This window comes from Mucilaginibacter achroorhodeus (assembly GCF_007846095.1).
GTDB lineage: Bacteria > Bacteroidota > Bacteroidia > Sphingobacteriales > Sphingobacteriaceae > Mucilaginibacter > Mucilaginibacter achroorhodeus.
The window spans coordinates 62635-89134 of the sequence record NZ_VOEI01000001.1; the positions used below are offsets into that span (position 1 = coordinate 62635).

20 protein-coding genes are annotated in these 26500 nt (G+C 42.7%); 7 read left to right on the forward strand and 13 right to left on the reverse strand.

What is annotated here, in order from left to right; genetic code table 11:
* Positions 1–34 precede the first annotated feature (34 nt).
* The 3 genes from FPZ42_RS00300 to fbaA all read right to left on the reverse strand — a co-directional run bounded on the left by FPZ42_RS00300 (position 35) and on the right by fbaA (position 2102).
* Positions 35–463, reverse strand: a complete 429-nt coding sequence (locus tag FPZ42_RS00300; RefSeq protein WP_146268505.1) for a GNAT family N-acetyltransferase — start codon at positions 461–463, stop codon at positions 35–37.
* The gene (locus FPZ42_RS00305) at positions 429–938 is read right to left on the reverse strand and encodes a low affinity iron permease family protein (protein WP_146268506.1); all 510 of its coding nucleotides are present in this window, start codon (positions 936–938) and stop codon (positions 429–431) included. Before FPZ42_RS00305 ends, FPZ42_RS00300 begins: the two co-directional genes overlap by 35 nt.
* 84 nt (positions 939–1022) lie before the next feature.
* Complete coding sequence (fbaA, locus tag FPZ42_RS00310) at positions 1023–2102, reverse strand: class II fructose-bisphosphate aldolase (protein WP_146268507.1); 1080 nt, start codon at positions 2100–2102, stop codon at positions 1023–1025.
* Positions 2103–2403: 301 nt separating this feature from the next.
* On the opposite strand from fbaA, the gene accD reads away from it, so the two are divergent.
* Both accD and FPZ42_RS00320 read left to right on the forward strand, forming a co-directional pair.
* Positions 2404–3285 (forward strand): acetyl-CoA carboxylase, carboxyltransferase subunit beta, encoded by an 882-nt coding sequence (gene accD / locus FPZ42_RS00315; protein ID WP_146268508.1) that lies wholly within the window; start codon positions 2404–2406, stop codon positions 3283–3285.
* A gap of 573 nt (positions 3286–3858) precedes the next feature.
* Complete coding sequence (locus FPZ42_RS00320) at positions 3859–4107, forward strand: (2Fe-2S) ferredoxin domain-containing protein (RefSeq protein ID WP_146268509.1); 249 nt, start codon at positions 3859–3861, stop codon at positions 4105–4107.
* On the opposite strand, the gene FPZ42_RS00325 is transcribed toward FPZ42_RS00320, so the two are convergent.
* Both FPZ42_RS00325 and FPZ42_RS00330 read right to left on the reverse strand, forming a co-directional pair.
* Positions 4108–4644 (reverse strand): ferritin, encoded by a 537-nt coding sequence (locus FPZ42_RS00325; protein WP_146268510.1) that lies wholly within the window; start codon positions 4642–4644, stop codon positions 4108–4110.
* A 127-nt stretch (positions 4645–4771) separates the two neighbouring features.
* Entirely contained in the window at positions 4772–5140 is a 369-nt protein-coding gene (locus FPZ42_RS00330; protein ID WP_146268511.1) for a hypothetical protein, read from the reverse strand.
* Between the two features lie 94 nt (positions 5141–5234).
* On the opposite strand from FPZ42_RS00330, the gene pgmB reads away from it, so the two are divergent.
* Complete coding sequence (gene pgmB, locus FPZ42_RS00335; RefSeq protein ID WP_146268512.1) at positions 5235–5885, forward strand: beta-phosphoglucomutase; 651 nt, start codon at positions 5235–5237, stop codon at positions 5883–5885.
* A 74-nt stretch (positions 5886–5959) separates the two neighbouring features.
* Here pgmB and FPZ42_RS00340 read toward each other — a convergent pair whose 3' ends face one another.
* Positions 5960–6322 carry a hypothetical protein gene (locus FPZ42_RS00340; RefSeq protein ID WP_146268513.1) on the reverse strand — a complete coding sequence of 121 codons (363 nt, stop codon included), beginning with the start codon at positions 6320–6322 and terminating at the stop codon, positions 5960–5962.
* Positions 6323–6547: 225 nt separating this feature from the next.
* On the opposite strand from FPZ42_RS00340, the gene FPZ42_RS00345 reads away from it, so the two are divergent.
* Positions 6548–7771, forward strand: a complete 1224-nt coding sequence (locus FPZ42_RS00345) for a multiheme c-type cytochrome (protein WP_146268514.1) — start codon at positions 6548–6550, stop codon at positions 7769–7771.
* A 44-nt stretch (positions 7772–7815) separates the two neighbouring features.
* On the opposite strand, the gene FPZ42_RS00350 is transcribed toward FPZ42_RS00345, so the two are convergent.
* The 6 genes from FPZ42_RS00350 to bglX all read right to left on the reverse strand — a co-directional run bounded on the left by FPZ42_RS00350 (position 7816) and on the right by bglX (position 22592).
* On the reverse strand, positions 7816–9354 hold the full coding sequence (locus FPZ42_RS00350; RefSeq protein ID WP_146268515.1) for an FG-GAP repeat domain-containing protein: 1539 nt from the start codon (positions 9352–9354) through the stop codon (positions 7816–7818).
* Between the two features lie 14 nt (positions 9355–9368).
* Positions 9369–10694, reverse strand: a complete 1326-nt coding sequence (locus FPZ42_RS00355; RefSeq protein WP_146268516.1) for a vanadium-dependent haloperoxidase — start codon at positions 10692–10694, stop codon at positions 9369–9371.
* Positions 10695–10707: 13 nt separating this feature from the next.
* Positions 10708–14277 carry a VCBS repeat-containing protein gene (locus FPZ42_RS00360; protein WP_146268517.1) on the reverse strand — a complete coding sequence of 1190 codons (3570 nt, stop codon included), beginning with the start codon at positions 14275–14277 and terminating at the stop codon, positions 10708–10710.
* Between the two features lie 81 nt (positions 14278–14358).
* Positions 14359–16194 carry a RagB/SusD family nutrient uptake outer membrane protein gene (locus FPZ42_RS00365; RefSeq protein ID WP_146268518.1) on the reverse strand — a complete coding sequence of 612 codons (1836 nt, stop codon included), beginning with the start codon at positions 16192–16194 and terminating at the stop codon, positions 14359–14361.
* 32 nt (positions 16195–16226) lie between these two features.
* The gene (locus FPZ42_RS00370) at positions 16227–19430 is read right to left on the reverse strand and encodes a SusC/RagA family TonB-linked outer membrane protein (RefSeq protein ID WP_222431526.1); all 3204 of its coding nucleotides are present in this window, start codon (positions 19428–19430) and stop codon (positions 16227–16229) included.
* 852 nt (positions 19431–20282) lie between these two features.
* Complete coding sequence (gene bglX, locus FPZ42_RS00375) at positions 20283–22592, reverse strand: beta-glucosidase BglX (RefSeq protein WP_146268520.1); 2310 nt, start codon at positions 22590–22592, stop codon at positions 20283–20285.
* A 182-nt stretch (positions 22593–22774) separates the two neighbouring features.
* Here bglX and FPZ42_RS00380 point away from each other — a divergent pair, with 182 nt between their 5' ends.
* The 3 genes from FPZ42_RS00380 to FPZ42_RS00390 all read left to right on the forward strand — a co-directional run bounded on the left by FPZ42_RS00380 (position 22775) and on the right by FPZ42_RS00390 (position 25304).
* The gene (locus FPZ42_RS00380) at positions 22775–23512 is read left to right on the forward strand and encodes an NUDIX hydrolase (protein WP_146268521.1); all 738 of its coding nucleotides are present in this window, start codon (positions 22775–22777) and stop codon (positions 23510–23512) included.
* Positions 23513–23570: 58 nt separating this feature from the next.
* Complete coding sequence (locus FPZ42_RS00385) at positions 23571–24431, forward strand: YitT family protein (protein WP_146268522.1); 861 nt, start codon at positions 23571–23573, stop codon at positions 24429–24431.
* A gap of 135 nt (positions 24432–24566) precedes the next feature.
* Entirely contained in the window at positions 24567–25304 is a 738-nt protein-coding gene (locus FPZ42_RS00390; RefSeq protein ID WP_146268523.1) for a DNA-formamidopyrimidine glycosylase family protein, read from the forward strand.
* 123 nt (positions 25305–25427) lie between these two features.
* On the opposite strand, the gene FPZ42_RS00395 is transcribed toward FPZ42_RS00390, so the two are convergent.
* Complete coding sequence (locus FPZ42_RS00395) at positions 25428–26444, reverse strand: ABC transporter ATP-binding protein (protein WP_146268524.1); 1017 nt, start codon at positions 26442–26444, stop codon at positions 25428–25430.
* Positions 26445–26500: the final 56 nt, after the last annotated feature.

Sequence of the window (26500 nt, forward strand, 5' to 3'; positions counted from 1 at the left end):
AAAATTTAAACAAAATATTATTCCCTACACTACCTCAATCCTCTTTCACCATTTTGTAATGCTGAATACCCGCTTCTTCAAATTGCGGGCCCGAAGGCTTGAAGCCGAATTTTTCATACAAGCCTACCGCCTGCACTTGCGCGTGTAGATAAACATAGGTGGCATGGGCAGGCAGATCTGCTAAAACAGCTTTTATCAAAGCCTGCCCTATACCGTAGCCACGGTATTTGTCCAGTACCGCAAAACGTTCTAATTTGTACCCTTTATCGGTTTTTCGATAACGGGCAGCGCCGGCAGGTTGGCCCTCAACAGTCGCCAGGAAGTGCGTAGCATCATCATTAAACTCGCTCTCCAGATCAGGTGGGCAATTTTGTCCGTCAACAAAAACTTCGCGCCTTATGGCAAATGCTTTTTCAAGATCAATTGGGTCACTTATGCGTTTTGCTTCTGTTTCTAACGGCATTTTGATAATGCTTTTTGGTTTTCAGGCTGGTTATCTTTTCGTTGTGATTCTCCTCCGCAGCGTCTATCGAGTGCGTGCACGTGATATCATCATCTTGTCCCGCCAATTTAGCCAATTTCACATAAAATTTGGCTAACTGGTCAAGTTCAGTTTCGGTAAGATCCTCAATGTTCACCATACGGTTACTTGCTCCCTGGTGAGATGCCAGCAACTCGTTCAGCTTTAAGTGTACCGCTTTTGAATCCTTATTCTGCGATTTCTGGATCAGGAATACCATTAAAAAGGTAATGATTGTTGTGCCTGTATTGATAACCAATTGCCATGTATCAGAGTATTTGAATACCGGCCCGGTTATGATCCAAATAATAATGACGGCTGTTGCGGCGATAAAAGCAGCAGAGCTACCTGTAGCAATGGTTGCCCAGTTAGCAAATCTTTCAAAAAAGTTTTTGTTGCGGTGTTTTTGTATGGCCATGATTTGTAGGGTATTTAGCCACAACTAAAAAAAAGCGCCAATGTTTTTCAACATTGGCGCTTTAAACTCCTTTTAGCTATATTGTTACAATTTGCTATTCACATCAAGGCAGTTAAGGTCGGCAAAAGCATCTGTTAAGCGTTTAACAAAAGTTTCTTCGCCTTTACGCAACCATACGCGTGGATCGTAATATTTTTTGTTCGGAGAATCGTCGCCATCAGGGCTTCCAATCTGCGATTGCAGGTAAGCTTCCTTTGATTGATAGTAATCCTTAATACCTTCCCAGAAAGCCCATTGCATATCGGTATCGATATTCATTTTGATTGCACCGTAAGAGATAGCTTCGCGAATCTCTTCCTGGCTTGAACCAGAACCACCATGGAAAACAAAGTTGATAGGTTTGTCGGCAGTAAGGTTATGTTTCTCTTTCAAAAACTCTTGTGAGTTGTGCAGGATAACCGGCATCAATTTAACATTACCCGGTTTGTATACACCGTGTACATTACCAAAGGCAGCCGCAACAGTAAAACGGTGGCTAACTTTTGATAATTCTTCGTAAGCGTAAGCAACTTCTTCAGGCTGGGTGTAAAGGCGTGAGCTGTCAACATCAGAGTTGTCAACACCATCTTCTTCACCACCGGTTACACCAAGCTCTATCTCAACAGTCATGTCCATTTTAGCCATACGTTGTAAATATTTAGCCGAGATCTCGATGTTCTCTTCAATAGGCTCTTCAGAAAGGTCAAGCATGTGTGATGAGAACAATGGCTTGCCGGTTTCAGCAAAGAACTTTTCGCCGTGCTCTAATAAACCATCTATCCATGGCAATAATTTTTTTGCGGCATGGTCTGTATGTAAAATAACCGCAACACCGTAGTGCTCGGCTAATAAATGCACGTGTTTAGCTGCAGATACAGCGCCCAAAATGCAGGCTTGCAGTTTTGAGTTATCTAATGATTTGCCTGCGTAAAACTGCGCACCACCGTTTGATAACTGAATAATTACAGGAGAATTAACTGCCTTGGCAGTTTCCATTACAGCGTTAACAGAGTTTGTACCAATTACGTTTACTGCAGGTAATGCAAACTGATGTTTTTTAGCTGCTTCAAATAGTTCCTGCACTTGATCGCCGTGCAGAACGCCTTTATAATTTTTTAAATCCATGAGCATTTGTTTGGGCTTCGAAGTTATAAAAATTTAATGTTTTGCATAATTATTATCATCTATTTTTGATTTAATAAGCTGAAATATAAGCGAATTAGGTGCAATCAAAATAATGCTACCTGTTTAATAGGCATTCGTAGAAAGTTAATAGTGTAATATATACAACAAGCCCGGTAGGTTACTGCCTGAAATACAACACTAAATGCTTTATAAACCGAAGCATAGTGTGCCGGTTAAATTTCTGCAATCAATTACAAGCTTTTTTTGTTTCTTTGCAGTTACTTTTAACCACTTTTAAGATATGGCTTGGTTTAAGCGCGAAATTAAAGGCATTATTACCACTACAGAGGAGAAGAAGGAAGCACCGGACGGTATATGGAACAAGTGCCCAAATTGTAAAAAACCGCTTCACTACTCTGAACAAGTTGAAAACCAGTACGTTTGCCACTATTGCGGTTTTCACTTACGTATAGGCTCTAAAGAATACTTTTCGGTACTGTTTGATGAGAACCAGTTTACCGAACTATTTGCAGAACTTCATTCTGGCGACCCCTTAAATTTTACCGACAGCAAAAAATACAGCGACAGGCTTAAAGAAACTCAAAGTAAAACCGGCCTTACCGATGCTATCCGTGCTGCCGTTGGCAAAATGAACGGACAGGACATTGTTATTGCCTGTATGGATTTTAACTTTATAGGCGGCTCAATGGGTTCTGTTGTGGGCGAAAAGATTGCCCGTTCTATCGATTACAGCATTGAGCACAAAGTGCCCTTCCTGATGATCTCAAAATCGGGCGGTGCACGTATGATGGAGGCTGCTTTCTCGCTGATGCAGATGGCTAAAACATCAGCAAAGCTGGCGTTGCTGGCACAAGCTAAAGTTCCGTACATATCTTTATTAACCGACCCTACAACAGGTGGTGTTACCGCATCGTATGCAATGCTTGGCGATATCAACATTGCTGAACCCGGCGCATTAATAGGTTTTGCCGGCCCACGCGTTATTAAAGAAACTATTAAGAAAGACCTGCCTAAAGGTTTTCAAACAGCAGAATTTGTATTAGAGCACGGTTTCCTTGATTTCATCGTTGACCGCAGGGAGATGAAAGAGAAATTAGCATCATTTCTTAAGATGCTTGCACCTTACGGAATTAAAGAAGAAGAACCTGCTAAAGCTGAATAAGCTTTGTTTAAAATATTGTGAAGGCCATCTGCGAGTATGGCCTTTTTTGTTGGTTAAATTACTGGAGAATTACTCACCCGGTCATCGCTTCGCTTGACCACCATCTCTTCGGTTTGCGAAAAGAGGGAATTGGGCTTATTCTAACTCTCTCTGCCTAACTGGTCGATGTTTAGCAACAGCGTACTTCGTCCCAAAATGGTGTAAGCTTTCAGCTTACGCAAGCAGGATGCTTGCTTTGTTTGTGGTCGAAGCTACAAGCTTCAACCAGTGAAGCTCTTACCCTCTTTGCGCAGCAGAGAGGTCGACCAGCATAGCGCAGTCGGGGTGAGTTACTCCGCCAACTGGTCGAAGTTTAGCAATAGCGTAACTTCGTCCCTAAGTTAAGCAAGCTTTCAGCTCACGCAAGCAGCATGCTTGCTTTGTTCAACCAGTGTAGCTCCTACCCTCTTTGCGCAGCAGAGAGGGTCGACCAGCGAAGCGTAGTCGGGGTGAGTTAACGATAAACCCATCAAATAAACCACTCTCAAAAACAAACCCGATATTTGTAAGTTGAATTACTAAAGTGAAATTAATATGGGCAAGTTCCCCGTTCCTGATAAAACGTTGTTTATATGTACCGGCAGCAAATGCGCTAAACGTGGCGGAAAAGACACTTATAAAGCAGCAAAGAGGTTTGCCAAATACAGCGGACAGGATATAGAAGTGATACGTATAGAATGTACAGACCGGTGCGATTGGGCGCCGGTCTGTACTATATCTCCCGGCAATATCTGGCTAAAAGAGTATTCGGAGAAAGATGTTTTAAAACTGATGACCGATTAATTAATCGGCTGCTTCGCTGTCGTATTTGATTTTACCAACATGGCGGTCAATTTCCCACGCACCGGTACCTTCAACACCAATAACTTCAAACAGCTCAAGCGCACGGCGGGCTTTGTATTCTTCCTCGCGTTGCTCTTTCAGAAACCAGTTTAAAAACTCATTGGTTACATAATCCTGCTCGTTTAAGCAACGTGCGTAGATCTTCTTGATAGATTGCGTAACGCTTATCTCCTGGTCAAGCGCATCCTCAAATACCTCGCGGAATGAATTATACTCTTGTTTGATGCCTGTAACCTCCGGTGATACGGCATTACCGCCCATATCCAGAATGTATTTGTAAAACTTTAGCTGGTGATGGCGCTCTTCTTCTGCCTGCTTAAAAAAGTACTCTGAAGAATAATCAAAACCGTTACGGTTACACCATGAGGCCATGGCTAAATATATAGATGAAGACAATGCTTCTTTCCTTACTTGATGGTTTAAAAGCTCTTCTACTTCTGTAGAAAGAAGGCTTTTTACACGGATCAGATCTTTCATATTGTGTATTTAGATTATTGTTAAATTTTATAGTCAACAAGTGTGCCGACTTAAGCATTTAAACAATAATACGGCTCATTTGAGCCATCCGTTCAAAATAAAAGCAATATGAATTCAGTCTAAATTATTAAACAGCAGTGCGGTACAGCTTATCGTGAAGAATATTGTTCAGTTGCAACATTACAAATGTGCCCTGTAACAATTCTTTGAGCTCGATGATCTGCAGGAGTGTGAGGATATACGTATGGTCGCAAGCGCAAATGAAGATGATCTCAACATCCGGATCTTTTGATGAATCGAGGAGTTTAGCTTCGATATCAATGTGGTAAACGGCTTTCTTAAGCTTTTGCAGACAACGGTAATCAAATTTGGCCACCTTACCGGCAAAATTAATGTACCAGCAAGTTTCGGAGTCGCACTGGTAAACTGTCCCTGCTTTGGTGCTGAACACATCTTCCCAAATCCCTGTTTGTGTTTCTGTAAGCGTTGTAACCATTTCTGACAACAAAAGTCACATTTATTTATAATTAATCCAAATAATGTTAATAATTATTTATAATGATTATTAACAAGGCTGCTACATTTACAAAATGAAAATAAAGGCTTGCATTTTTGATCTCGATGGTGTTCTTGTAGATACCGCTGTTTACCATTACAAAGCGTGGAAACGCCTTGCGAACGAATTGGGGTTCGACTTTACCGAACACCAGAACGAGCAACTAAAAGGTGTAAGCCGTATGGCCTCCCTTGATCTGATACTGGGCTGGGGTGGAATTAAAGGTATGTCTAACGAGCAAAAAATAGAACTCGCCGACCGCAAAAATACCTGGTACACCGAGATGATCGGCGCAATGACACCTTCTGAAATATTGCCCGGCGTCAGAGATTTTGTTATTGCATGCCGCAATGCGGGGCTTAAAACGGCTATAGGCTCGGCCAGTAAGAACACGCTTAATATATTGCAAAAATTAGATTTGCAATCTTTTTTTGATGCTGTGATTGATGGCAACAGCGTAAGCGCCCCAAAACCCGACCCTGAAGTATTCTTAAAAGGCGCTGAAGCCTTAGGCGTATCGCCAGCTGATTGTGTGGTATTTGAAGATGCCGTTGCGGGTATTGAAGCTGCCATAAATGGTGGCATGAAAACGGTAGGTATCGGCTCACCTGAGGTGCTAACTAAGGCAGAGAAGGTTGTGAGTGGCCTCGACAAGATCACAGTAGTAGAGTTGGACACGCTTTAACATAGAAATGCCTGCTACCCTCGCGGCGGCAGGTATTCACACACTCAAATTGAAACTCAAAATTTTTCACTGAACTACCTGTTCAGTTTGGCACGCTCGCGGATGATAACTTTTACAGCGTGAGCCAAAAAGGTTTTCTGCTCTGCCGACAACAAGTTCACAAAACCGTCGCCATCAAAGCTGTACACCACATGGTTCTTACCATCATTTTCAGCCCTTAACTTCTTGCCATCCTCATCAAAGAAGAGATATCCCTTGTCTGAAATATGCGCCACACTTGTTGAATCGCGACTGAAAACCACACTTCCCGAAAATTTGATCTCCTGCTTATGATCTTCGCTTGTGTTGATGATGCGGGTTGTCCTACCTCTGTTACATCCAGCCATTGAAGCTAATGCGCCTATGGCTATAATCAAAAATCTTACTTGCCTGTTCATTGTAATAAGTATTTACGCAAAAATAAACATTACATGGTATTATGCAATACATAGTACTATTATAATTTATAATATTTTTATTTACAGGTAATTAAATTTGACAGAATACAGTTTTGTATCGTTTTGGGCGTTGCCATCAATATGTAACAGAAACATTACAGTTCCTTACTTATTGCCACATATAATTATGATTATTATTATATACTTAACCAATCGGCTTAAATTATGCCTCGAAAGCGATTAGTGCTGTTCGCCCTGTTTTTCTTACCTGTAGCTGCAATTCTTACGCAATGCTTAAGCAACAAGGAGATCGCTGCTACAGATCCGCGAGGTGAAGATTATACGGGAGCCAAAACATGTATTAGCTGCCATAAAAATATCGATCAGTCATATATACATACGGCGCATTATCTCGCATCTTCCCTCCCTCCTGATAGTAGTGTTCATGGCAGTTTTTTTAAGGGAAATGATTCTGTGTACTATAATGATCATGCACACATCATGATGCAGAAAACAGACAGCGGGATGTACCAGGCAAGTTTTATAAACGGACAGCAGGTAAACCGCGAACGAATTGACCTGGTAACAGGCGGCGTAAAAGGTGAGACGTATCTATACTGGAAAGAAAACGAATTATTTGAGCTACCGGTCTCTTACGACAAAACCAAAAGCAAATGGATAGTAAGCCCCGGGTTTGATACAACCATAGCTAGTTATGATAGGATGGTTAATCTTAGATGCATGGAATGCCACGCATCTTACGCTAAAACAGAGCCGGGCAAAGTTGCCAGCTTTTCGGGCGAATCAGTTGGTTTTGATAAAAGCTCCGTAGTACTAAAAATAGATTGCGAAAGATGCCATGGCCCCGGCAGGCAGCATGCCGAATATCAGTTTAGTAATCCGGACATAAAAACAGCGAAGTATATCACCCGTATTCAATCGCTTTCACAAACGCAGCAAACAGACCTTTGCGGCACCTGTCACTCGGGCACGCAAACTGATAATAGCCGTTCGATATTTGAATTTAAACCGGGTGATAAACTTGCCGACTTTAAGAAAAGGGCCGCCTCTGCAGGGCCGCCGGATTTAAAGCACCTGGATGTACACGGCGACCAGCTTGAAATGCTTAAAACGAGTAAGTGCTTTAGCGCATCCAAAATGAATTGCTCAAGCTGCCACGATCCGCATAAAAAACAGCACGACGAGGCTTTGTACTTTGCTGCAAAATGCGAAACCTGCCACAGCAACGCCAATCATAACCTTTGCAAAATGACAGGCAAAATCGATGCTGCTGTACTTCGCTCTAAATGTATAGATTGCCACATGCCATTATTGCCATCAAAAGCGATAGTGAACGAGCAGCAATCTGTGATGATACGCACCCATCACATCGGTGTATATCCTGATGAAACAAGCAAGATATTACAATATTTAAAGGCAAAAAAATAAGCGCCGGGTAACCGGCGCTTATTTGATATTGGATAGTCTAAAGACTATTTCTTAAAATTATTCTGCAACACAATGAACGGTAAATGTTCATTCCAGGTTGGTGCAAAATTAGGCTGAAACATAAATCCGCTGGCGTAATTGCCTAATAATATATCCGGTTTACCGTCTTTATTAATATCCGTTACATCCATGCTCATCCAACGGCCATATTGGCTTACGGGCGCGCTGTGTGGCTTAAACTGCATTGGTTTTTGTTGCTCAAAATAGATAAACTCCTCTGCGGGCTTTTCTTTCATATCGGCAAAGAATGCGATAGTGGCAATGTCAATATCGCCATCACCGTCAAAATCGGTTGCCACAGCTTTAGTTGCACCATTTATCGGGTAAAACCATTGTTGCTCAAATTTGAAGTCACCTTTGTTTTTGTAGATGTATAGGCCGTGATAGGGTTTTAAAATGCGGGAGTCATGGAAATTGTAGCCGCAGGTGTATATCAGATCAAGGTTACCATCATGGTCAAGGTCGGTCAACTGGAAACTGGTAGATCCATTCACCGGTGGGAACTGGAGTAGCTCTTTTGTCGTAAATCCGCCCTTTTGATCATTCAGATACAAAGCTAATCCTTCGTTACCAATGCCATAAAGCACCATCAGATCGGGCCAGCCATCTTTGTTAAAATCCTGTGCTATGGCTTGTACCGCACCTGCCCTATCAGCAATAGTTGTCTGCTTTAGTGGTTTATCGTTTGCATCAGTCTTTAGCAAGTAAACACCACCTTTTTTGAAACCCTCACCGCATACTACAATCTCATCTTTGCCATCCTTATCAAAATCAGCACTGATGGTTTGTACGGGTCTCGGCATGTCACCGGCAATGTCAAAAGTCTTGTTGCCGCCATTTAATTTAAAACCCTGTATACGTCCGTTTGGGTAATCGACATGATCTATGCGACCAACTGCAGATATAACGGCTGTACCATTATTTTGCAGTTGTATATCCGTAGCACCCGATGAAAGCGTAGTGAGTACTTTGGGTTTAAACTCGGTATCCCACTCGGTTAAATTAGAAGCCACCAGGTCACTGGTGTAGATCTTCCCCGTAGCAGGATCACCTTTAATGGTGGTTGTAAAAGATACATCTGTAACCTCATTTGGCTTACGTAAAGTAAAGCCTGCCCAATCGCTACTTAATGCAACCGGCGCCTGAGCGGGTTTTAGCTCTGCAGGTGCAATTTTGTTATAGTAATCAACTATCGCCTGCCAGTGTACTAAAGAGATCCCACCTGTATCTGTCGGCTTTTTAAAAAAATCGCTGCCGTAGGTAGATATCTTAAGGTAATCAGCCATTACAGGCAGGGCATGCATACGCCATACATCTTTAGTAAGCGCGTTAGCTGGCACCAGGGCATGGCAATTTGTACAGTACTGCTGGGTAAGGTACTTACCATCTGCAACAACATCGCCCGTAAGCTTATAACTGGCGGCAGTTTTTGGCTTACAGCCTTCGATCCCCGCACTTATTGATAGCAGCACCAAACCTGTTAGCAACGCACTTACGATAAAAGAATTACGTTTTAAACTCATATACCTCTCCCTAATTAATTCTCTAACTTAAGCGTATTCCAAATATAATTTCCAATTTCCCTACCCTGCTTAGCCGCCGCATCAACACTAAATTTATAGTGTATACCGCCATAATACCTGCTTATAGATGTTTCATCACAAGCCTGGTAAAATGATTTAAAGTGCCTTTGCATGCCTATGTATCGCAGATCGCTGGTATCCTGATATTCAAAATTATCACCAAACAGATGAGTTAAAACCACTGCTGATGCGGCACTAATGTCGCTATGCCCGCTCGGATATTCAGGGAACGGAGGTGTTTGCAGCAGCGGCAGCCATTTAGGGTCTATTTTATCATTTATCACCGTAACCGGCCTTATGTACTCCGTGGTGTATTTAACCTGCCAGCCGCAAATAAAAGCATCGTAAAGGGCAATGGCTGTCATGGCATAAGCCTGGGCGGTTTTGGCAGCATCCGCCTTTGATTTTTTGCAGGCTATGGCGGTAATACCTATCCAGTGGCCGCCGGGGGTTATCTTTTTATTTACGAACATCATGTGCCCGTTGTGCTGTATCACAAATGGGTTATCATCCCAAAACTTAGCGATCTCTACCTGTTCTTTAGTTAGCTTTTTGCTTTGTTCGTAAACATGAAGGTTTTGCTTAAAGTACGTGCTGTTTTTATCCTCGCTGTAAGGCGGTGGCGGCGGCAAAGGAAAATCCGAAGACGATTTTACTACGAAAGTTTCCATGGTTCCCCAGCAAAACTCTACCCCATCAAGATAATCGGGAGCGGTTGGGCGCCATTTGCCGTTATCACGGCTCCCTAAAAAGCGTGGTTTGCCTCTTGTTTTGGCGTAATTGTCAAATTTTGCCCTTGCTAAAACAGCCTTACCAATGGTATCCCCAAATGCTAACGAGCGATTAAAGGTCTCCTCATCAAGATTATCCTTATACATGGCAAAAACCTTGTCTTCGTATCGCTTCAATGTATCAACCGAGAAAGTAACCTTATGGGCAACGGTGAAAAGCGCCCTGGTAGCAGCAAGAGCGTAGTTATACTTTAGCCCTTTTTGCGGGACAGGCATAGTTTTAAATCCCTTGAGCTGGTTGGCTATAGAATTGTATTTTGGATTTTGGAACCTCATGGCCTCGTAAGCTGCCAGCGTTGTGTATCCATAAATGCGGCTGGCAACCGGCGGGCTAAAAGCATCATATATGATAACCTGGGTTAGCTGGTCAACATTCTCGTGTAAAACATCGGTATCGCTTTTCAGCTTTATCTTTTGTTTGTGGTTACAGCCGGCAATAATTAAACTTATCGTAAAAGCAGCGACTAAAACCTTCAGGCTCCTCATCATTATGCGTTGTAAATTAATTTAAGGGTATAGTTCTCGTTTGGCCCTTATTATTGGTTACCGTAACAGCGGCCATTGTATCGTCAATATTAAAAAATCTGCCCGATTGTGACAAGAACGACCCACCATTATAAAACTCCTGCTTAGCTAATTTTCCGTTTTTATATTTGATTGTAGCATACATATCCATAGGTTGTAGCGCTACGGCATTAGGAGATTTTTTAAGTTGAAATACTTTTAAAGGGCCTTTGTGCTGGCTGGCGGCTAACAAGTAATTGCCGTTGGCACCGCGTAGCTTAACCAAACCCTTACCATCACCCGGTATATAAATGCCGCTTTGCATAATGCTTAACGGTTTAAACCCACCTTTACCATCGCCCTTAAGCATTAAGCCGTTAAAGGCATCGTAGCGGCCGTTGCTAATGTCAGATCCGTAATCGTTACCGTTAAGTATCACATCTAAGTTGCCATCATGATCGAAATCGTCGATCACCATACCTGCAAGTTGCGACATCTGGGCCTCAATTGGCAATGTCATTAATGTGAACTTACCATGCCCATCGTTACGCAAATAACCAGATCTTAGATCGTTAGCCTTTAAACGGATTGCGCCTTTACGCATCTCCGGCGTAATAACACTATCCATGGTTGCTACCGCAAAGCTTTTATAGTTTTGGAACTTAACCCGCATGCTGATCATCTGCTTAACAATGTCATCACGCGTATGCGCCGGGAACTCCTGTAGCTTGCCTTCTTTGTCCCTTAAAAACAGCGATGGGAAAGCGTCATAGCTATCATTATTATCAAAATCCTTTGCAGTTATGTACATCGGGTACTGGTCCGTTGCGCGGTAGAATGTATTTAGGCCCGTATTACCTACGATGTAATCAATGTCGCCATCATGGTCAAAATCACCACCGGCTATGGTGTTCCACCATCCCAGGTTATTCTCAACCCCGGTAGAAGCGGTCATATTCTTAAACACCCCATGATCATTTTTAAGAAAGGTAAGCGGCATCCATTCACCGGTTATGATCAGATCGGGCCATCCGTCGTTGTCATAATCCGTAAACGACGCGTCACAAACCAAACCCAATTTATTTAAACTTTTGGCTACGGTTGGCGTAGCATCAACAAATTTAATCTGCCCTTTTGTGCTCTCGTTCTTCAACACAAGGCTCGATACCGGTTTAGGATAGGCCCACGGCTCAACCCTGCCGGATACGAAAAGATCAAGCGATCCGTTTTTGTCAAAGTCGACTGCCTTTACACATAGCTTGCTGGTAAAATTTGCAGGCAGGGCGTTGGGCTGTAAGGCAAAGTTTCCTTTACCGTCATTAGCATAAATCCTATCCTGGTAAGCCTTTGAATTTGGCTCCTGCTCGTAGCCGCCGCTTGCTATATACAGATCAAGGTCGCCATCGCCGTCGGCATCAAACAAAAGCATGCCCTCATCTTTAAATTGCACAGTGGTAGAGGCAGGCTCCAAAGCACGTTGGTTAAAGGTGCCGTTGGCTTGCTGCAAAAATAGCTGAGCAGGATATTTTGAGGTACCGCCAACAACCATATCATCAAAGCCATTGCCGTCAATATCACCTACCGCAATTGCAGGCGTATACTCACTAAATTTGTGCGGAAGCAATTTCTGAACATTAAAGTCAATGTAATCATCATCCTGATGTTTATAGTTGATGCCTAAGGCTTTGGTTACTTCAGCAAAAAGAGATCGATCGTTTACGCCGCCAATTTTAAAGATATAAGGGGTTTTAGCATTCTTAATGTTCACCGTAAGCGTTTGGTCGGCTTTAACGTTGGCCAGCGTTTGTTGCAAGCCATTCTGCCATTTAATAACTACCGAGTCAACCTTAGCTACTTTGCCCAAACCAAAATGGGCTATGTTTTGAATGGTTGATAAATAGCCTCTGAATGGCGTATTCTCATAAACCTGGTGTTTACCGTTGTTGTAATAAATATCTGCCCAGGCGCCTATGCCATCCCTATTTTGAGCAGAGCCTTCAAATTTAATTTGGAGGTAATGGTTATTGTCTTTATCCTTATCACGCGATGTATTACGATACACAAATGCCTCATCATCAATATTATTGATGATCATATCCATTGCGCCATCATTATCCAGGTCGGCATAAGCACAGCCATTAGAAAACGATGCTATGTCCATGCCCCAGGTTTTGGTAACATCTTCAAACTGCAATTTACCGTCGTTACGAAAAGCGTAATTAGGGATCTTTACAATCGGTATCTGATTTAAAACCTGCTTTTTTGATGCCAGTGCAAACGACTCGTTTCTGAAAGCAATAAAATCATGGTCGGTAACATCTCTTGGGTAACCGTTGGTAACTACGATGTCCCTGAAGCCATCGTTATCAAAATCGGTTATCATAGGCCCCCAGCTCCAATCTGTTTGGGCTACGCCACTCATAAATGCAATCTCGCTGAATGCAGGAGCACCTACCGAATCATTTTGACCCAAACGCGGACCCTGGTTTAGCTGAAGGGTATTATGATTATACTGATACTGATAGCCGTAAAAGTCAAAGTTTTGGTATAACTGGTAAGTTGTGCCGGGCATAAACATCTTTTTCCGATAGTTATCCTCGGGGTCCATATCCAGTTCAAAAACGTCCGCGAGGCCATCATTATTGATGTCCTGTATATCCTGCCCCATGGCGCTGGTAGCGGTATGTTTAAAATATTCCTGCGAGCGATCGGTAAAAGTACCGTCGTGATTGTTAATGTACAGGATGTTATTAGGTAGGAAATCGTTGGTTACATAAATGTCTTTCCAACCATCCCTGTTAATGTCTACTGTTGAAGTTGCATGCCCATATCCCTCGATCAGGATACCGGCTTCTTTTGAAACATCCTTGTAAACTGGATGCTTTAGTACAGGATCATAATCGTTCCTGAAAAGTTTACCCGTGCTGCGGGCCGAGCCATCCTTGATCAATGGCCTAAACTGGCTGGTATTGTCAGTAGATTGCGCTTCATTAACGGTGAGGTACATATCCAGATCACCGTCATTATCATAATCGAAAAACGAAGCCATTGTGGAGTGTACGTTGATCTTTAAGCCGTACTCCTCTGCAGATTCTTTAAAGTGAGGGACACCATCTTTGTCAGGTCCCTGATTAATGTATAGTAAATTTGTGCGTTTGTTCGCATCGTTTAAAAGAGTATTACATACGTAGATATCTTTTAAGCCATCATTGTTGATATCAACAACGGCAACACCCCTGCCCCAGCCGCCTTTGCCTCCAACGCCTGCCTTATCTGTTACATCATCAAATTTAAAATCACCTTTATTGATGTACAGCTTGTTTGGTACTGCATTACCAATAAAATAAATATCCTGTAAGCCATCATTGTTGAAATCGCCTAAACCAACACCGCCGCCATTATAAATATTTAATTTATCTAACGGATTTATACTGTCGTTCTCTACAATAAGATTGTTGAATTTTATACCGGATTGAGAGGATGATATACGTTCAAAAAGTGTTGCCTTTTTACACGCGGTAACCGATAAAGCAATAGCTATTACAAGTAAGTATCTTAGGGAAGTCATAACGGGTTATGAACAAATATATTCAAAAAAAAGAGGGAAAGACGATACATCTTCCCCTCTTTTTAAACTATTTGTAAGCTATTAGTAGCCTGGGTTTTGTTTCAGAGTACCTTTAGATAAGTCGATCTGAGTTTGTGGGATCGGGTAAAGTTCATTCTTGTTAGCAGTGAACTTCGCAACCTTCATAACCGCTGAAGTGAATGAATCACCAAAGTCGCGGGTATTTTTCAGGAACTTCTCAATTTCTGATGACATAAAGCCTGTTGCAGGGCCGCCGTTAACAGCATCCCAACGAGAAAGGTCAAAGAAACGATGTCCTTCCATACCCAACTCAAGTTTACGCTCAAAGTATACTGCTTTACGAGCATAAGCCTGCCCGTTTGTTACAAATTGATTAGTATATAAACCAACTTTGTAGTTAGCAGCAAACTGGCTGTTATCAACAATTGGTTTGGTAGCATCACCGTTGGTATAACCGGTTAACTTACCTTTAACCCAACCGCTTTGATCAGCAGCACGAGCACGAACAAGGTTCACATAAGTTTGCGCATTTGCAAGTTCGTTAGCTTCTACCGCACACTCTGCAGCCCATAGCAATACATCAGCGTACCTGATAGCATTGTAGCTGTTTGATGTTGCCTGATTAGCAGCCCAACCGCCGTAGCTGTCAGAAGTTGTTGCTTGTGCAGCTTTGTAGTAAACGTTTTTAATTGGCAGGTACGGACCACCGTTTGGCTGGTCGCGGGCCCATGCAGCACCCGGGCAAATACCCCAGTCTAAGTATGGTATACCACGACGGCCAACTGACCAGTCTAACCTTGCATCTAACAATTCATCGCCAGGAGTAAATACTGTACCAGCAGGAACAGCCTGGTCGTTTTTGATATAACCGTTTTGGTAAGTATCGATCAACGGTAAACCGTTTGCATCTACTTTAAACGAGTTTACAAAATCAAATGTAGGCTGGAAGAAACCGCAGCAACCGGCAGGGCCGCCTGATGGGAAGTTTAATACGCTACCAGCGTTACCATTTAAACCGTTTGCACCATCATTTACAGACGTTTGCACCACAAACACACCCTCAGGGCCGTTTTTGGTTGACGGGTTAAAGTTGTTTGCATAAGCGCCTAAAGCATATTTTGCACCAGAAGAGGTAACGCCGTTAGCAATTACATCTTTTAATATGGTGTACGCAGCAGAATATTTATGATCAAACATCAGGGTTTTAGCTTCAAATGCAAGCGCTGCCCATTTGTTAGCACGACCGATCTGAGACTGTGTAGCAGGAAGATCTGCTGCGGCTGCTGCAAAATCTGCCTCTATTTTATCCCAAATTGGGCCACTGTTTGGCACGTTGTAGTTGTTAGCCGCGTAAGTGATGGTCTCATCAACATAAGGAATGTTTTTCCAAAGTTTGGCAGCCTCCAGGTGAAAAAATCCACGCAGGAAACGTGCTTCAGCGATGTATTGCTTCTTTTGATCATCAGAAACAGAACCATCTTTAACCTGTGGCAACAACCTTAGCACGTCGTTTGCGCGCTGTACACCAGCATAGCATACGCGCCATTTATCGTTCAGGTAATCGTTTGCGCCTGTAGCGCTAAATGCTTCAAGGTTAGCAGCAGCCGGCTGGTCACCGGGGTTTGAACCTTTAAATGCATCACCCGCAACAACGCTACCATACACCCAGTTATCGGTACCGGTTTCCCATGGGCTACCTGCCTGGCCGTCAAACACGCCATCTACTACAGAATATGCACCAATAAGGACACCGTCAACACCTGTGCGGGTTGCAATCACTTCCGGAATCAGCGAGCCTATCGGCGCCTGATCCAGATATTTTTTACAAGAGTAAGTTAAACCGACCAGCAGAAGCGTGCCCGGGATAATTACCTTTAGTTTAAAGCTTGTTTTCATAACTATTATCTTATATCTTCTGTTAGTTATTATTAGAAAGTTACGTTTACACCAAAAATAAACCTGCGCTCGTTATTTGGATAGTTACCCAAATCAATACCAGGGCTGTTACGGTCAACAGACTGCAACTCCGGATCAAGGCCACTATATTTAGTAGCAGTGAACAGGTTAGTACCCTGTACATACGCACGCAATTTTTCAAGGCCAATTTTCTTGATTATAGAAGGCTCAAAAGTGTAACCTACTTGAACTGACCTCAATTTAAGGAATGAACCGCTTTCAACATAGTATGAGCTGATCGCATCAGAGGTACTGAAGCTTGTGGTTTTTTCTAAAATTGGAGCTTTAGGATTGGTGTTGGTTGGTGTCCAAGAGTTGTTTAACAGGTCTAAACTTTTGTTACCGGTTTGTGAACCGTAGAAGTTAGTCCAGTATTTGATGGTGTTGTATATATCAGCACCATGCGAACCATAGAACACTGCACCTAAATCAAACTTTTTGTAGCTAAGATTTAAGTTTACACCATAAGTGAAATCCGGCAGTGGGCTACCGATCTTTGTACGGTCAGCATCAGTGATGCGGCCATCACCATTGGTATCCTGGTAACGGAAACGGCCAGGAGCTGCATCTGTTTGATAAACAGGAGTTGATCCGAAAAGATCCGGTTTTTGCTGAGCGTTAAGCGCATCAATTTGAGCCTGGTTATTCCAATAACCAATCACTTTATAACCGTAGAAGTCGCCGATGCTGCCACCTACCTGGTTGTAAACTACGTTACCATTACGTATACCGGTAGTGTAGAATGGTGCACCAAGTTCGGTGATCTTATTGTTAAGCGTTGTGATGTTAGCGCCAATTGAATAGGTAAACCCACCTGAAGCACCGTGGTAGTTAGCGCTGATATCAAAACCTTTGTTAACTACTGTACCGAAGTTAACAGCAGGGATAGCAGCATCCAAACCACCTACAGTTGCAGGAAGAGGTACATTTACCAAAAGATTGCTAATGGTTTTTCTGTAATACTCAACTGTAAAATCGAAATGGTTAAGGATAGACATATCGAAACCTACGTTGAATATTTTGTCGGTTTCCCAAGTTGTGTTAGGGTTACCCAATGAGTTTGAGAAATAACCGGGAACTACTGAACTTGATGAACCGGTAATAGGGTATGAAGAACCACCTGCACTACCGCCAAACGCAGCATAAGCACTATTTTGACCAACGTTTGCGTTGTAACCAAGAGTACCGTAGCTACCACGGATCTTCAAGTCATTTAACCATGCATTACCTTTAAGGAATTCCTCTTGCGATGCTCTCCATGCTAATGAAACCGCAGGGAATGTACCCCATTTTTGGCCTGAAGCAAATAGTGAGCTACCATCACGACGGATAGTTGCACCTAAAATATATTTATCGTCATAGGTATAATCTAAACGACCGAAGAATGACATGATCCTGTTAAGAGGTGTATTGTTTGCGCCAAACGAGCTGTTTGCTGTGGTTTGTCCAGACTGACCATTGGTGATGTTTGCGTAGAATGGATCAAGTGAGAACAGGTTTTTTGCAGTTGCGTTAATGTTACGACCGGTAAAACCTCTTTGCTCAAAACCACCCAATAAACTGATATTGTGTTTGCCAAATACTTCCTTGTATGCAATGGTGTTACTCCAGTTAAAGTTAGTTGCATATAAAGCACCTTCATTATAGCTATTGTTACCGCCATGCGCTTCACCACTATCATACTGGCGATAGCCAATGTTGTAATAATAACGGTTATAAATGTCTGCACTGTAAGCTGTACGCGCTGTAAAGTGCTTCAAGAAATCAGCCTCAGCAAAAACGGTACCTTGAATACCGTACTCATTAGTATGAGTTGTAGTTTGGCGCTGTTGAATACCCACAGGGTTTAAAGCGTTACCTAAAGCAGCCGGACCAGCGTAAGTACCACCAAGGTTACCTGCAATATCATATACAGGGATAATTGGAAGCGTACGGTACGTTTCAGAAATTGGGTTACCTTCGTTTTGGTTACCACCGTTACCTAAACCACCGCCACCATTAGGTGAAGTAGCATAATAGAAACTTAGGTTCTCTCCTAAACGGATGTGATCTTTTACGTTAAAGGTTGTGTTAACACGGGCCTGGTAACGTTTAAAGTATGTATTAATAAGTGTACCTTGTTGGTTAGTGTAACCAAATGATAAGAAATATGAGCTTTTATCGCTTGCCGCGCTTGCACTTAATGAGTGCTGTTGGATTGGAGCAGCTTTAAAGATCTCGTGGAACCAATCTGTACCTGCTCCTCTAACAAATTTCTGGATCAGGTAATCTTTAGCCGGGTCATTATCTAAGTGATAGTTTGGTAAAAAGTTACCTGCTTGTGCCTGGTTAAATACACCCTTAGAACCCGCGCCTGATTGATAACCGTAATCGTAAAATTTACCATTGTTGCCTTTCATCAGGTCGTTGTCAGGGTCAACTTTTGCAACTAATTGCTCGTACTGGTCTGCATTAAGCAAGTTGAAAACATTGCCACTTAAAGGCTGGGTAGTACCGTAGAAAGCATCGTAAGAAATTGACGCTTTGCCTTGTTTACCTTTTTTAGTTGTAACCACTACAACACCGTTACCACCGCTCACACCGTAGATAGCAGCTGCACCAGCATCCTTCAATACAGAGATAGACTCTATATCACTAGGATTGATGTTAGAGATGCTTCCGGTTTGCAAACCGTCAACAACATAAAGCGGTGAAGAGTTACCGAAGTTACTTATACCACGGATACTTACCTGTGCACCCGCACCAGGGGCACCTTGTGTAATCACGTTAACACCGGCCGCCTGGCCCTGTAACATAGTTTCGGCACTTACAGTTGGTACCGATTTAGCTGCAGTAACGTTAACCGTTGTAACAGAACCAGAGATGTCCTTTTTACGCTGAGCGGTATAACCTGTTACTACAACCTCGTTTAAAGTATTGTTAGCAGACCTTAAAGTAACGTTAACAACGTCGCTTTGGCCTACTGTTACTTCCTGAGTGGTGTAACCCAGGTAAGTAAACACAAGCACATCGCCCGGCTTTACAGATATACTGTAATTACCGTTTACATCTGTTTGTGTACCTGTGGTAGTACCCTTTAACAATACAGAGGCGCCAACTACCGGCAACTTGTCGTCGCTGCCAATAACCTTACCTGTGTGCTTTGTTTGAGCTGTAACTACCAGCGAAGATACCATGCATGCCAGTAGCAAGCACAATGCTCTCCCTTTGCGGAGTAAACTTTTAAACATGAGATTGAGATTTAGTTGATTAATATATTTGATTTAAGACCTTATTCTTGGTGAGATATAGGAACATGGCCGTACCTGCACGTTCGCCGTCGTGCGGTGGTAGCATACAATAAGCTTAGAGAAGTTCTTTTTTCAGGGTAAAAGCCTAAGCCTTCGGTTTTGAGATATGAAAAAAGAAAATGTAAAAGTTTAATCATGTATTTACACTATCCTATTAAAATGTTCCTACTAAAACCAGGATATGGAAGCGGCTGATGTTGCCTCACTTTAATATCTGGTTAATTTGTTTTTGGGCTTATTTAAAAAGAACCCGGTTTATATTGGCATTTATCTAATATAACTAAGGTGTATACGCTACACAAGATTTATATCAGAATTATAAATTATTCATAAATGCAATCAATTAATTAATAAAATATCAGCATATCTCCTGCCGCTTATATTTTTATTAAAAAAAAGGCAATTTTTGTATCTAAATAATAAGCTCATTTACAGCGTTAAAAGTGCTAATTATCCACAATTACCAACACTTTAAGGGATATAATAGATTTCCCGGCCCAGCAAAACGCTGCATTTAAAAACTTCGCGATTTTTTTTAAGAAGTCTGACCCGCCGGATGTATAAGATGTTAACGAATTATTAAATTTTAAAGTGGTTAATAATGTCTAAACGACATTTACTTGTACAAAATACACGAAGTCGATTTTTCTTGCACTGTAAAAGGTTTGTATAAACAAAAACAGCTTTTGCATTGTGCAAAAGCTGTTTTAATGACAGTTTATTTAATTTATTTATAAGCTATTTCATCCAATTAACAGTAGCAGATTCGGTAATATCAGAGTTGGTACCTACTTCGATAATGAACTTGCCCGGCTCCCAGTCATACCTCAGATCGCTATTAAAGAACTTCAATTTGTCGGGCGTTATCGTAAAGCTTACATCTTTCTTTTGGCCTACCTGAAGCGTGATCTTTTTGAAATCTTTAAGCTCCTTTACCGGCCTGCTGATGCTGGCCTCCGGATCGCCTATATATAATTGCACAGTTTCCTCTCCTGTATAAGAACCCGTATTAGAAACCGTAACCGTTGCGGTAAGTGTTTCGTTGCCTTTAAGGTTGGTTTTGCTGAGCTTTAAATTACTATACTGGAATTTCGTGTAGCTTAAGCCATAGCCAAATGGATAAAGCGGTGAGTTATCAATATCGAGGTAATTAGATTTAAACTTTGTTGGACCGTTAGTGTAAGGGCGGCCGGTATTTAAGTGGTTATAATATAACGGTATCTGCCCTACGCTGCGCGGAAATGTTGTGGTTAACTTTCCTGAAGGGTTATAGTTACCAAACAATACGTTAGCAATAGCATTACCGGCTTCGGTGCCCGGCGCCCATACATCTAATATAGCGGTTGCATTATCATTTTCCCATTGCAGGGTAAGCGGGCGCCCATTAAATAGCACCAACACCATAGGCTTATGTAGTTTTGCAAGTTCCCTGAGCATTTTTTGTTGACTTTCGGGTATGCTGATATCAGACCGGCTTGATGACTCACCGCTCATACTTTGCGACTCTCCTACTACAGCCACGATGATATCGGACCTCTTTGCCGCTTTAACAGCATCCTCGATCATATCTTCAGGCGACTCCTTATCTAAGGAAACCATGCCCGGGCCAAAGTTTAAACGTTTGATAAAAGTTGTATCATCAGTAATGTTGCTGCCTTTGGCGTAATTGATCTTTACCTTATCGCCAACCACACGCTCAATGCCCTCCATCACGCTTACCGATTTTTCCCATTCGCCACCGATAACCCAGGTGCCCAGCATATCGCGTTTGTTGTTTGCCAAGGGGCCAACCAAAGCTATGCTGCCACCGCTTTTCTTTAGCGGCAATATCTGGTTATCATTTTTTAGCAGTACAAAAGAATGCTCCGCAGCCGAACGGGCCGCAACACGGTTAGCAACCGTCATGATATCACTTTTCTCTCTCGCGGCATCAAGCGATTTGTATGGATTATCGAACAAGCCTAATTTATATTTAGCTTCCAGTATCAAACGGCAGGCCCTGTCAATATCGGCCATGTCTACTTTTTTCTCTTGTAATGATTTCTTAAGTGTTTTTAAGTAACCTTCGCCTACCATGTCCATATCTAAACCGGCATTAATAGCACGGGCTGATACCGTTTTAAGGTCGCCGAGGCCGTGATTGGTAACCTCGTTAAGTGAGGTATAATCTGAAACCACGAAACCTTTAAAGCCCCATTGCTTGCGAAGCAGATCTGTAAGCAGCCATTTATTAACGGTTGAGGGCACACCATCCACCACGTTAAATGAACTCATGATACTGCCAACACCGGCATCAACGGCCGCTTTGTAAGGCGGCAGGTAATAGTTATACATTGCCAGGCGGCTCATGTCAACCGTGTTGTATTCGCGGCCAGCCTCCGCAGCACCATAAAGTGCGAAGTGCTTTACGCAAGCCATAACAGCATCTGTATTTTTTAGGCTGGTGCCCTGGTAGCCATGCACCATAGCTGCAGCAATGCGACCGCCCAGGTATGGGTCTTCGCCGCTACCTTCCGAAATACGGCCCCAGCGTGCATCACGAGCAATATCAACCATTGGAGAAAACACCCAGTTCAAACCTTCGGCAGTTGCCTCTTTCGCGGCAATACGTGCAGATTGTTTGATGAGATCAAGATCCCACGTAGCAGACATACCCAGTGGTATGGGGAATATGGTACGGTGACCGTGGATAACATCCAAACCAAATATCAAAGGTATATGCAGGCGAGACCCTTTAACGGCAGCCTCCTGCATTTTACGAACTTCGGCAACACCGTATAAACCGAAGATGCCGCCAATGGTGCCGTTCTTAACGCCATCGCCGATACCGTTATTAGTAACCGAGCCCGTGATGGCCATACCGCCGGTAACCAGGTTAAGCTGACCTATTTTTTCATCGACCGTCATTTTCTTCATCAGGCCGGTTACATAGGCGTTCATCTTTGCAGTTTCTGCAGCAGTTTGTGCATTTACATTTATACTGCAAACGCTCATTAATAAAGCAGCACCTATAAATGCTGCACTGTTACGGGTAAATTTTTTTTTCATCTATAAACAGCTTAAATACGGTAAAAGCCAACATTATTCAAATGTTAACCTATCTTTATAAAATAACTGTAAAACTTATTACTATAATTGGCTATAGAATTTACGCCCGGAAAGGTGTAAATAGTACACAATTGTAGATATTAAAATCAAACAATCAAAGTTTTTTATATAATACCCCTTAAATGTTAACAAAGGAGCAGTTAGACGATCATTGGGAAAAGATATACTTAAATCATATATCTATTGACTGCGTTGTGTTTGGTTTTCATGAAGGCCAGCTCAAAGTTTTGATGCTTAAAAGCAATAATGAAGAAGCCTGGTACCTGCCGGGCGGTTTTGTACTTAAAGAAGAACCTATTGAAGAAGCAGCAAACCGAATATTAAAGGAGCGCACCGGCATTGATGAGGTTTTTCTCCGCCAGTTTCATGTTTTTGGCGATCCGGACAGGTCAAAGTTTCATAATGAGATCTATAAGGATAACAGCTTCTTTAATCAACGTTTTATTTCCATAGGTTACTATGCCTTGGTCGACTTTGTTGATGTTACTCCAATGCCCGATGCTTTTTCTGAACTATGCACATGGCGCGATCTTGATGATCTGCCTGCTTTCCAGTTAGACCACGAGCATATCTTCCGTACTGCTTTGGATACCCTCAGGCTGCAGCTTAACTACCAGCCTATAGGCTACAGCCTGATGCCGCAGCAGTTTACCATGCCAGAGCTGCAAAAACTCTACGAGACCATACTGGATAAAAAGCTCGACCGCCGTAATTTTCAGCGCCGGATACTTGGTTTTGGTATTCTTAATAAACTGGAAGAGACACGAAAAGGTGGCGCTCATAAAGCCCCTTACCTATACTCTTTTAACCTCGAAAACTACCGCGCAGCGCTTAAAGAGGGCCTGCAGGGAGGCTGGTAAATTAGGTCATCCGGGCTTTTTTGGCTATCTTAAGCCCGTTTGCTAACCTAATTCTACTATGAAAATTAAAAATGTACTGGTTGACACCGTCTTACTCGTTTGTGCAATATTCTCTGCCGGCTTTGGCCTAAAGGGATTCCTTTTATCAAGTCACTTTATTGATGGCGGGGTTACCGGTATATCAATGTTGATGGCCGATATTACGAAAACACCGCTATCAGTACTTATCTTTATCATCAACATACCTTTTTTAATACTTGGCTACCGCAAACTGGGTTTAAAGTTTGCTGTTAAAAGCGCGGCTGCAATTGCAGGTCTATCGCTGTGCTTAGCTTTCGTTCATTTCCCTGATGTTACGCATGATAAATTGCTTACTGCAGTATTCGGCGGGGTATTTATTGGTGCAGGTATAGGTATGGCTATACGTGGTGGTGCCGTTTTAGATGGCACGGAGATAGCTGCCCTACTGGTAAGTAAACGTGCACAGATAGTCCGCGTGAGCGATGTGATCCTTATCCTTAACGTAGTCATATTTGTTGTCGCCGTATTTACCCTCGGTGTTGAATCGGGTTTGTATTCGATCCTTACCTATTTGTCCGCTTCTAAAATGATCGACTTTATCCTTAACGGTTTGGAGCAATACACGGGCATGACGGTGGTATCAACCAAAGGCGAAGAAATACGCGTTGCCATTACCCAAAGCCTGGGCCGTGGGGTTACTGTATACCAGGGTAAAAGCGGTTATGGCAAAGATGGCCATATTAATTCTCCTCGCGAGATCATCTTCACCGTGGCTACCCGTCTGGAGGTGCCGCTTTTGAAACGTGAGATACTAAAGATAGATCCTGCTGCCTTTATTGTCCAAACCAGTGTTGACGATACCACGGGTGGTTTACTGAAGAAGAAGAGCGGGCATTAAGCCCCCGGTTCCCTAAAGGGGAATTAGGAAATTCTTTCACGTTGCGGCCTTAATTAGGAATTTAAAACAATTGCTTTTTCAATTGTTTTAAAAAAGCTCCTCCTCCAGGGGGTTGGAGGGGCTAAAACCAATTACATGCCCGAAGGTCCAAGCATATTGATCTTAAAAGAACTGGTACAGCAATTTAAACATAAAACTGTTGCCGAAGCTACCTGTAATAATAAATCTTTAGACGCTTCACTGCTGGTAGATAAACGCATCATAGACTTTAAAAGCTGGGGCAAGCACTTTTTAATATGCTTCCCTAAGTTTACGGTGCGCATACACATGATGATGTTTGGCACCTACCGCATCAATACACACACTGCTAAGCCGCCCCGGTTAGGTTTGCGTTTTACTGACGATACCGAGCTTAACTTTTATGCCTGCCAGCTGCAATTGATCACGGAACCGTTGGACAAGGCGTACGACTGGCAAGCCGACATCATGAGCGACCACTGGAGCAGCCGCAAAGCCATCAAAAAGATGAAAGCTGACCCTGATCTGCTTGTCTGCGATGCGCTGATGGACCAGCACATATTCTCGGGTGTTGGCAACATCATCAAAAACGAAGCGTTATTTAACGCCCGCATCCATCCGGAGAGTTTGGTAAGCGCCTTGCCACCAAAAAAGCTTACAGAAATGATCAACGAAGCAGTGAAATACAGCTTCCAATTTCTGGAGCAGAAACAGGCAGGAACATTAAAGAAAAACTGGAAGGCTTACCATAAGAAAGAATGCCCGCGTAACCACGTGCCAATTATCCGCAAAGACACCGGCAAATCGCACCGCACAAGTTTTTATTGCGAGGTGTGCCAGAAGCTGTATAAGTAAAGTTATCAATTAGCGTCATGGCGAGGTACGAAGCAATCTATTTGCTATACAGAGGCGCTTTGCAAGTTGGGAGATTGCTTCGCATCTCGCAACGACGCTTTAATAAGGATGTTGTTGGTCACTTTACCCCAACCATCTACCAAACTCATAAAACTTAGTGATCTTGATTCCTATCTTACTACCTACCGGATGCTTACGCAGGTTATAGTTATAAACGCGAAGGATTACTTGATTTCGTTCTACAATAAGTTCCTCGTAAAAGCCACGGTAGAGCACTTGCTTAACCAACCACTTTGAACCCATTGACATGGAAGACGCTATCTGTACATGTTCGGCGTATATCACTACCGTACCTCTTTTTGATTTTATGCCACAGGTTTTAGCCTGGTTAGCCGTCATCTCACTGCAGCTTGCCAATATCCTGGCTGTGTATAAAAGTTTAGGCGTTTCATAGAGCTTTTCTGGCGAACCATGCTCTACAATCTCACCCTCTTTTATAACGATCAGTTCATCCGCCATGGAAAGCAGCTCTGCAGGGTCATGCGATACAAGAACAACAGTTACTCCCCATTCCTTTACAATCTGGCGTATATCGTGCTGCAAGCCTTCGCGGTAATTGGCGTCAACCTGATTAAAGGGCTCATCAAGCATTAATACTTCCGGGCGGTTTATCAGCGCTCTTGCAATGGTTACCCGTTGCTTTTCCCCGCCGCTCAGCTTGCCGAATGGTTGGTCACGCAGATCGTCAATACCTAACAGGTTTAATGCTTGTGTTATCTTTTGTATCTTGTAATTAACATCTTCTGCGGGTAGTGACCTGCCCAGATTATCCCACACCGTTGCGGCTGTATCCATATCGGCATTGTCTTGGCTTACCATGGTTATCTTGCCGTGCTCGGGCTGTAGATTAGTAGTCCTTGCAGGCAATGGCTGACCATGAAAAAATACGTCGCCTGAATCTGGCTTCATGTGGCCGGATAGCAATTTAAGGAGCGATGTTTTCCCGCTGCCACTCTCACCTACTATACCTGTGATCTTGCCTTTGGGTATAAAAACAGTAACATTATTTACGCCTGAAGATTTATCGCCAAAAAAATTTTTGGTCACCGTAATGGTCTCCAGTATCAATTCATCTTTCATTATATACGACTTGCGACGAGGGATTATCGTATCAAACCTAATGTATAAATCGGTGT

Coding starts and splice junctions, on each gene's coding strand:
- FPZ42_RS00385 (WP_146268522.1), top strand. CDS start 23,571: ATGAAAATTAAAAATGTACTGGTTGACACCGTCTTACTCGTTTGTGCA.
- FPZ42_RS00320 (WP_146268509.1), top strand. CDS start 3,859: ATGGGCAAGTTCCCCGTTCCTGATAAAACGTTGTTTATATGTACCGGC.
- pgmB (WP_146268512.1), top strand. CDS start 5,235: ATGAAAATAAAGGCTTGCATTTTTGATCTCGATGGTGTTCTTGTAGAT.
- FPZ42_RS00380 (WP_146268521.1), top strand. CDS start 22,775: ATGTTAACAAAGGAGCAGTTAGACGATCATTGGGAAAAGATATACTTA.
- FPZ42_RS00305 (WP_146268506.1), bottom strand. CDS start 938: ATGGCCATACAAAAACACCGCAACAAAAACTTTTTTGAAAGATTTGCT.
- FPZ42_RS00345 (WP_146268514.1), top strand. CDS start 6,548: ATGCCTCGAAAGCGATTAGTGCTGTTCGCCCTGTTTTTCTTACCTGTA.
- FPZ42_RS00370 (WP_222431526.1), bottom strand. CDS start 19,430: ATGGTATCTTCGCTGGTAGTTACAGCTCAAACAAAGCACACAGGTAAG.
- fbaA (WP_146268507.1), bottom strand. CDS start 2,102: ATGGATTTAAAAAATTATAAAGGCGTTCTGCACGGCGATCAAGTGCAG.
- FPZ42_RS00330 (WP_146268511.1), bottom strand. CDS start 5,140: ATGGTTACAACGCTTACAGAAACACAAACAGGGATTTGGGAAGATGTG.
- FPZ42_RS00365 (WP_146268518.1), bottom strand. CDS start 16,194: ATGAAAACAAGCTTTAAACTAAAGGTAATTATCCCGGGCACGCTTCTG.
- FPZ42_RS00350 (WP_146268515.1), bottom strand. CDS start 9,354: ATGAGTTTAAAACGTAATTCTTTTATCGTAAGTGCGTTGCTAACAGGT.
- bglX (WP_146268520.1), bottom strand. CDS start 22,592: ATGAAAAAAAAATTTACCCGTAACAGTGCAGCATTTATAGGTGCTGCT.
- FPZ42_RS00355 (WP_146268516.1), bottom strand. CDS start 10,694: ATGATGAGGAGCCTGAAGGTTTTAGTCGCTGCTTTTACGATAAGTTTA.
- FPZ42_RS00395 (WP_146268524.1), bottom strand. CDS start 26,444: ATGAAAGATGAATTGATACTGGAGACCATTACGGTGACCAAAAATTTT.
- accD (WP_146268508.1), top strand. CDS start 2,404: ATGGCTTGGTTTAAGCGCGAAATTAAAGGCATTATTACCACTACAGAG.
- FPZ42_RS00300 (WP_146268505.1), bottom strand. CDS start 463: ATGCCGTTAGAAACAGAAGCAAAACGCATAAGTGACCCAATTGATCTT.
- FPZ42_RS00325 (WP_146268510.1), bottom strand. CDS start 4,644: ATGAAAGATCTGATCCGTGTAAAAAGCCTTCTTTCTACAGAAGTAGAA.
- FPZ42_RS00360 (WP_146268517.1), bottom strand. CDS start 14,277: ATGACTTCCCTAAGATACTTACTTGTAATAGCTATTGCTTTATCGGTT.
- FPZ42_RS00390 (WP_146268523.1), top strand. CDS start 24,567: ATGCCCGAAGGTCCAAGCATATTGATCTTAAAAGAACTGGTACAGCAA.
- FPZ42_RS00340 (WP_146268513.1), bottom strand. CDS start 6,322: ATGAACAGGCAAGTAAGATTTTTGATTATAGCCATAGGCGCATTAGCT.